Origin of the sequence: Olsenella sp. SW781, from assembly GCF_012027725.1 — a bacterium.
Lineage (GTDB): Bacteria > Actinomycetota > Coriobacteriia > Coriobacteriales > Atopobiaceae > Thermophilibacter.
In genome coordinates this window covers 1-5003 of record NZ_SJOU01000029.1, presented here as the reverse complement: position 1 = coordinate 5003, position 5003 = coordinate 1, and the positions used below count along the sequence as shown (strand labels likewise).

At 66.2% G+C, this 5003-nt stretch carries 4 protein-coding genes, 1 tRNA gene and 1 other RNA gene; 3 read left to right on the top strand and 3 right to left on the bottom strand.

Annotated elements, in window-relative coordinates:
- Positions 1-197 precede the first annotated feature (197 nt).
- An RNA gene (gene ffs, locus E0L17_RS10830) (signal recognition particle sRNA small type) lies at positions 198-293 on the top strand.
- Positions 294-371: 78 nt separating this feature from the next.
- Here ffs and E0L17_RS10825 read toward each other — a convergent pair.
- Positions 372-461, bottom strand: a tRNA-Ser gene (locus E0L17_RS10825).
- Positions 462-522: 61 nt separating this feature from the next.
- Here E0L17_RS10825 and tadA point away from each other — a divergent pair.
- Positions 523-999, top strand: coding sequence for a tRNA adenosine(34) deaminase TadA (gene tadA / locus E0L17_RS10820; RefSeq protein WP_167931233.1), 477 nt, complete (start codon positions 523-525; stop codon positions 997-999).
- A 174-nt stretch (positions 1000-1173) separates the two neighbouring features.
- On the opposite strand, the gene E0L17_RS10815 is transcribed toward tadA, so the two are convergent.
- A complete protein-coding gene (locus E0L17_RS10815) occupies positions 1174-2436 on the bottom strand; it encodes a class I SAM-dependent rRNA methyltransferase (protein ID WP_167931232.1) in 1263 nt (420 codons plus the stop codon).
- A 140-nt stretch (positions 2437-2576) separates the two neighbouring features.
- Positions 2577-3839, bottom strand: a complete 1263-nt coding sequence (locus tag E0L17_RS10810) for a DEAD/DEAH box helicase (RefSeq protein ID WP_167931231.1) — start codon at positions 3837-3839, stop codon at positions 2577-2579.
- A gap of 73 nt (positions 3840-3912) precedes the next feature.
- Here E0L17_RS10810 and E0L17_RS10805 point away from each other — a divergent pair, with 73 nt between their 5' ends.
- Positions 3913-4887: a homoserine O-succinyltransferase gene (locus E0L17_RS10805; protein ID WP_167931230.1), complete on the top strand. Its 975-nt coding sequence runs from the start codon at positions 3913-3915 to the stop codon at positions 4885-4887.
- The last annotated feature ends 116 nt before the right edge of the window (positions 4888-5003 follow it).

Below are 5003 nucleotides of genomic sequence, written 5' to 3'. Positions count from 1 at the left end.
TTTGGTACCCCGGCCGAGTGCGCATAACCCGACAAATCAGAGGGTTTTTCGACGAAAATGTCGGGTTGTGCGCACTTCGGGGTCGTAGGGAGGCGCGATGGACGTGCGAGCGACGCCTCCAAGAGCGCGTTCAAAGCGGGCGCGGCGGCCGCGCCCGTGTGCTGGGCGCGCTTCTGCTACACTCATGTGGAGCGCGTTCGATGGGTTCGGGTGACGCAACACCTCGAACCTGGTCAGGGCCGGGAGGCAGCAGCCATAAGGGGCCTCTGGCGGGCACCCGTTCCCATCGAGCGCGCTCGGGCGTTCCGGGCTGCGGCCTGGGACGCCTTTTGTGTTTCTATATATAGGGAGCTCGCTGGGAAGAAAGAAGGCGGAGGAGGAGGGATTCGAACCCTCGGAACGGGGGTTACCCGCTCGACGGTTTTCAAGACCGCTGCAATCAACCACTCTGCCACTCCTCCGAGTGTGCGAGCACTAGTATCCTACCCCATGTGGGGCAGACGCGGACGCGGGGGACAAAAGATGGACGCTGACGAGAAGGACCTGGGGCTGGACGAGTCCTACATGCGCCTGGCCCTCGAGGAGGCCGAGTTGGCTGCGACCGAGGGCGAGGTGCCCATCGGCGCCGTGGTGGTGTGCGACGGGTGCGTGGTGGCGCGGGCGCACAACCGTCGAGAGACTGACGCCGATCCGTCTGCCCACGCCGAGTTCTCCGCAATGGTCGCCGCGGCGCGCGAGCTGGGCCGCTGGCGTCTTACGGGTTGCACCGTCTACGTGACGCTGGAGCCGTGCCTCATGTGCGCGGGGCTCATGGTCAATGGGCGCGTGGACCGCTGCGTGTACGGCGCTGCCGACCCCAAGGGCGGTGCGCTCGGGACACTCTATGACGTGAGCCATGACCCGCGGCTCAACCACGAGTTTGCAGTTACGGGCGGCGTGCTCGCGGATGAGTCGGCGGGGCTGCTGCGCGCGTTCTTTCGTGCGCGAAGGCGGCACTAGCCCGCGTTCTTCTCGCCAACGTTGGGGCGCACATTTGCAGGGGCTCGTCATCAGCTTTGGAAATTGCCTTGGCCAGTGAGGGTCTAAGAACACTTTCGCGGCCTTAGGGAGGCCACAGATTCTCTAGGAACGAATTGGCTCCCTAAATCGTTCTTAGAGTGTCGCCTCTGGGGGCTAGACAACCTGGAAGATGAAGAAGTCCAGGTAGTGGCTCTCGGGGAAGCCCCAAAGGATGGGGTGGTCGGGGGCCTGCTGACGCTCCTCGACCTGCTTGAGCTGTACGTTTGCCTGATGTGCCGCCTCCGCAATTGCCTTGGCCAGGAGGTCGCGCGTCATGAAGTGGGAGCAGCTACAGGTGGCAAGGTAGCCGCCGCGGGGCAGCATGCGCAGGGCCTCGTAGTTGATCTCTCGGTAGCCGCGCGCGGCATGGCCGACGGTGCCGCGGCTCTTGGTGAAGGCGGGCGGGTCCAGCACGATGAGGTCGAAGGGACCGCCCTCCTCGCGTAGGCGAGCGCGGTCGGAGCGGAGCTCGGGCAGGTAGTCGAGGACGTTCGTGCAGGTGAAGTCCATGCGACCGTCCAGGCCGTTGAGGCGGGCATTCTCGCGGGCGAGGTCGATGGCAGTCTGGCTCACGTCCACGCAGCGCACGAACTCCGCCCCGCCGGCTGCGGCGTTCAGCCCGAACGGCCCCACGTGGCAGAAGCAGTCGAGCACGCGCCGACCGGCCGCGATCTGGCGCACGGCGCGGCGGTTGTACTTCTGGTCGAGGAAGAAGCCGGTCTTCTGGCTGTTCTCGATGTCAAGGTCGAAGGCGAGGCCGTTCTCGCGCACCATGATGCGCGGGCTCTCCGGCGCGGGCAGGCCGTCCCACCAGCCCTTGTACTGCGGCAGCCCCTCCTTGGCTCGGGACGCGCCGTCGTTGCGCTCGTAGATCGCGTCGATCTTCTCGCCGTCCGCGGCGAGCGCGTCGAGAAGCGCGCGATACACGACAGGCCGCAGGCGCTCCATGCCCACGGTGCCCACCTGCGTGACCAGCACGTTCTCGTAGCGGTCCGCCACGAGGCCGGGAATGCCGTCCGCCTCGGAGAAGACCACGCGGCAGCAGTTGGTATCGGGCTCGGAGCCGGGAAGGGCGCGGTCGCCCATTGTGGCACGGCGATGCTGCCAGGCCCAGGCGACGCGCCTGCGCCAGAACGCCTCGTCAATGCGGTCGTTGGCGTTGCGGGTGACAATGCGGACGCGGATCTTGGACTCCTGCGAGAGGAGGCCCGCGCCCTGCCAGGTGCCGTTCTCCTCGAAGACGTCGACCACGCCGCCGTTCTCGGCGGGCTCGGCGGAAATGACCTCGCCCTCGAAGACCCACGGATGGCCGCCGGCAAGCGAGCGCGCCGCCTTGCGGGTCACGGTGATGCGCGGGTATGGGCGCGCCTGCTTCATGTGCTCTCCTGGGATTTGGGGACGGGTTTTTTCTCTCAGGGCTTTTGGGACAGGTCTTGGCCCGTGCTAGAGGCGATGCTCCGACAAAATGGGGACCTGTCCCAAAAGCCCTGAGAGAAAAAACCCGTCCCCAAATCCGACTAGTAGTGGCGGCCGTAGCGGCCGCCGGCGATGCCGCGGCCGCGGCTGCGTGAGCCGGCGAACATCGTGCGCGTGGAGCGCCTGGTGGGGCGGTCGGCCTGCGGCACGATGCGGCCGGAGTCGTATGCGAAGCCGTCGAGGTCCCACACGGGCACGAGCTTCTTGGTGAAATACTCGATCTCGCGCAGGGGGCTGATCTCGTCCGGAGCCACGAAGGTGTAGGCGTGGCCGGTGGCGCCTGCGCGGCCCGTGCGGCCGATGCGGTGGACGTAGTCCTCCGGGTCCATGGGGACGTCGAAGTTGACCACGGCATCGATGCCGGAGACGTCGATGCCGCGGCTCATGACGTCGGTTGCCACGAGGACCTGGCACTTGCCCTCGCGGAACTTCTCGAGCGCGCGCTCGCGCGCCTTTTGCGGGCGGTCGGCGTGCATCACGTCAACCTTCACGCCCGCGTTCTTGAGCGTCTTTGAGACGTCGTCCACGCGGTGCTTGGTGCGGCAGAACACGAGCACGCGCTCGGGCTTCTCGCCGGCCGCGCCGCCGGTGTCCAAGAGGGCGCGCAGAAGCTCGGTCTTCTGGCCCTGGGTGACGGGGCAGAGGTGCTCCTCCACGGTGTCCGCGGTCTCGCCCACGCGGGCGATCTCCACGGTGGCGGGGTCGGTGAGCAGCGCGTCGATCGTGGACTTGATCGACGGCGGGATGGTGGCCGAGAAGAGCAGCGTCTGGTGCTCGGCGGGAAGCGCGTGCATGATGCGGCGCACGCTCGGCCAGAAGCCCATGTCCAGCATGCGGTCCGCCTCGTCGAGCACGAGCACCTTGACCTGCGCGAGGCTCACGTGCTTGTGCTCCATGAGGTCGATGAGGCGGCCGGGCGTTGCAACAAGGAGGTCGCAGCCGCGCTCGAGGTCCTTGATCTGGCGGTCGAACTTGGCGCCGCCCATGACGATGACCGCGCGCTGGCCGGTCTTCTCGCAGACCACGCTCACGACCTTCTCAATCTGCGCCGCGAGCTCGCGCGTGGGCGTGACCACGAGCGCGTGCGGGCCCTTGCCCTTGGCGCCGGCCACGAGCTGCAGTGAGGGCAGCGCGAAGGCCGCGGTCTTGCCCGTGCCCGTCTGCGCGGAGGCCACGATGTCGCGGCCTGTGAGGACCACGGGGATGGCCTGCTCCTGGACGGGGGTCGGGGTGGTGAAGCCGAGGGCGTCCACCCCGGCGAGAATCTGCTCGTTAAGCCCGAGCTCGGCAAATGTAGTAGTCATGGGTCTAAGTATAGAGCATGGGCGGCGCGACGTGGGTATACTGGACGGGTTAAGCCGCAGAAACGGAGTTCGCATGCCCATCAACATCCCCGACGGCCTGCCCGCCAAGACCATCCTCCAGCAGGAGCGCATCTTCGCCCTTGAGGAGGAGGTGGCCAGCCACCAGGAGATTCGCCCGCTGCGCGTGGCGATCCTCAACCTCATGCCCACCAAGATCGAGACCGAGACGCAGATCCTGCGCCTCATCTCCAAGTCTCCGCTGCAGGTGAGCTGCGACTTCATGCGCGTCTCCACCCACGAGTCCACGCACGTCTCGCAGGACCACCTGGTCAAGTTCTACGACACGTTCGATGCGTTCCGCGACAAGAACTACGACGGCCTCATCATCACCGGCGCGCCCGTGGAACACCTCGAGTACGAGGAGGTCGACTACTGGGACGAGTTCTGCGAGATCGTGGACTGGAGCCAGGAGCATGTCTTCTCGACGATGTTCCTCTGCTGGGGCGCGCTCGGCGCGCTGTGGCACCTGTATCAGATTCCCAAGCGCCAGCTCGGCTCCAAGCTCTTTGGCGTCTTCAAGCAGCGCCTCTGCGACGAGTACAGCTTCCTCACCAACGGCTTTGATGAGGTGCACTACATGCCGCACAGCCGCCATGCCGCCATCGATACCGGCGAGCTGGCCAAGCATCCCGAGCTCTGCACGCTCTCCGAGGGCTTCACGAGCGGTCCGTCTCTTCTCGCCACGCGTGACTTCCACGAGGTCTACGTGACCGGCCACTTTGAGTACGGCCGCGACACCCTGGCCGACGAGTTCTGGCGCGACTTCCACAAGGGCCTGCCCATCCGCGTGCCCGAGAACTACTTCCCGGACGACGATCCCGAGAAGCAGCCGCTCTTCACCTGGCGCGCGCATGCCAACCTGCTCTACCGCAACTGGCTCAACTGGGTCTACCAGATGACGCCGTATGATTTGGATGAGATCCCGGCGGCAATCGCCGACCTGCGCGCACGTGCCACGGCGGCCACCGGCCACGTGGACAAGTTCTAGGCGGCGGGCGGGGCCTCTCCTTCTGCAATCAGCGGGATAGTGCGAAATAATTGGCGTCCCGTCTGCAATCAGCGGGATAGTGTGAAGGGTTTTCGGAGGGGTGTTGGGTAGACGCC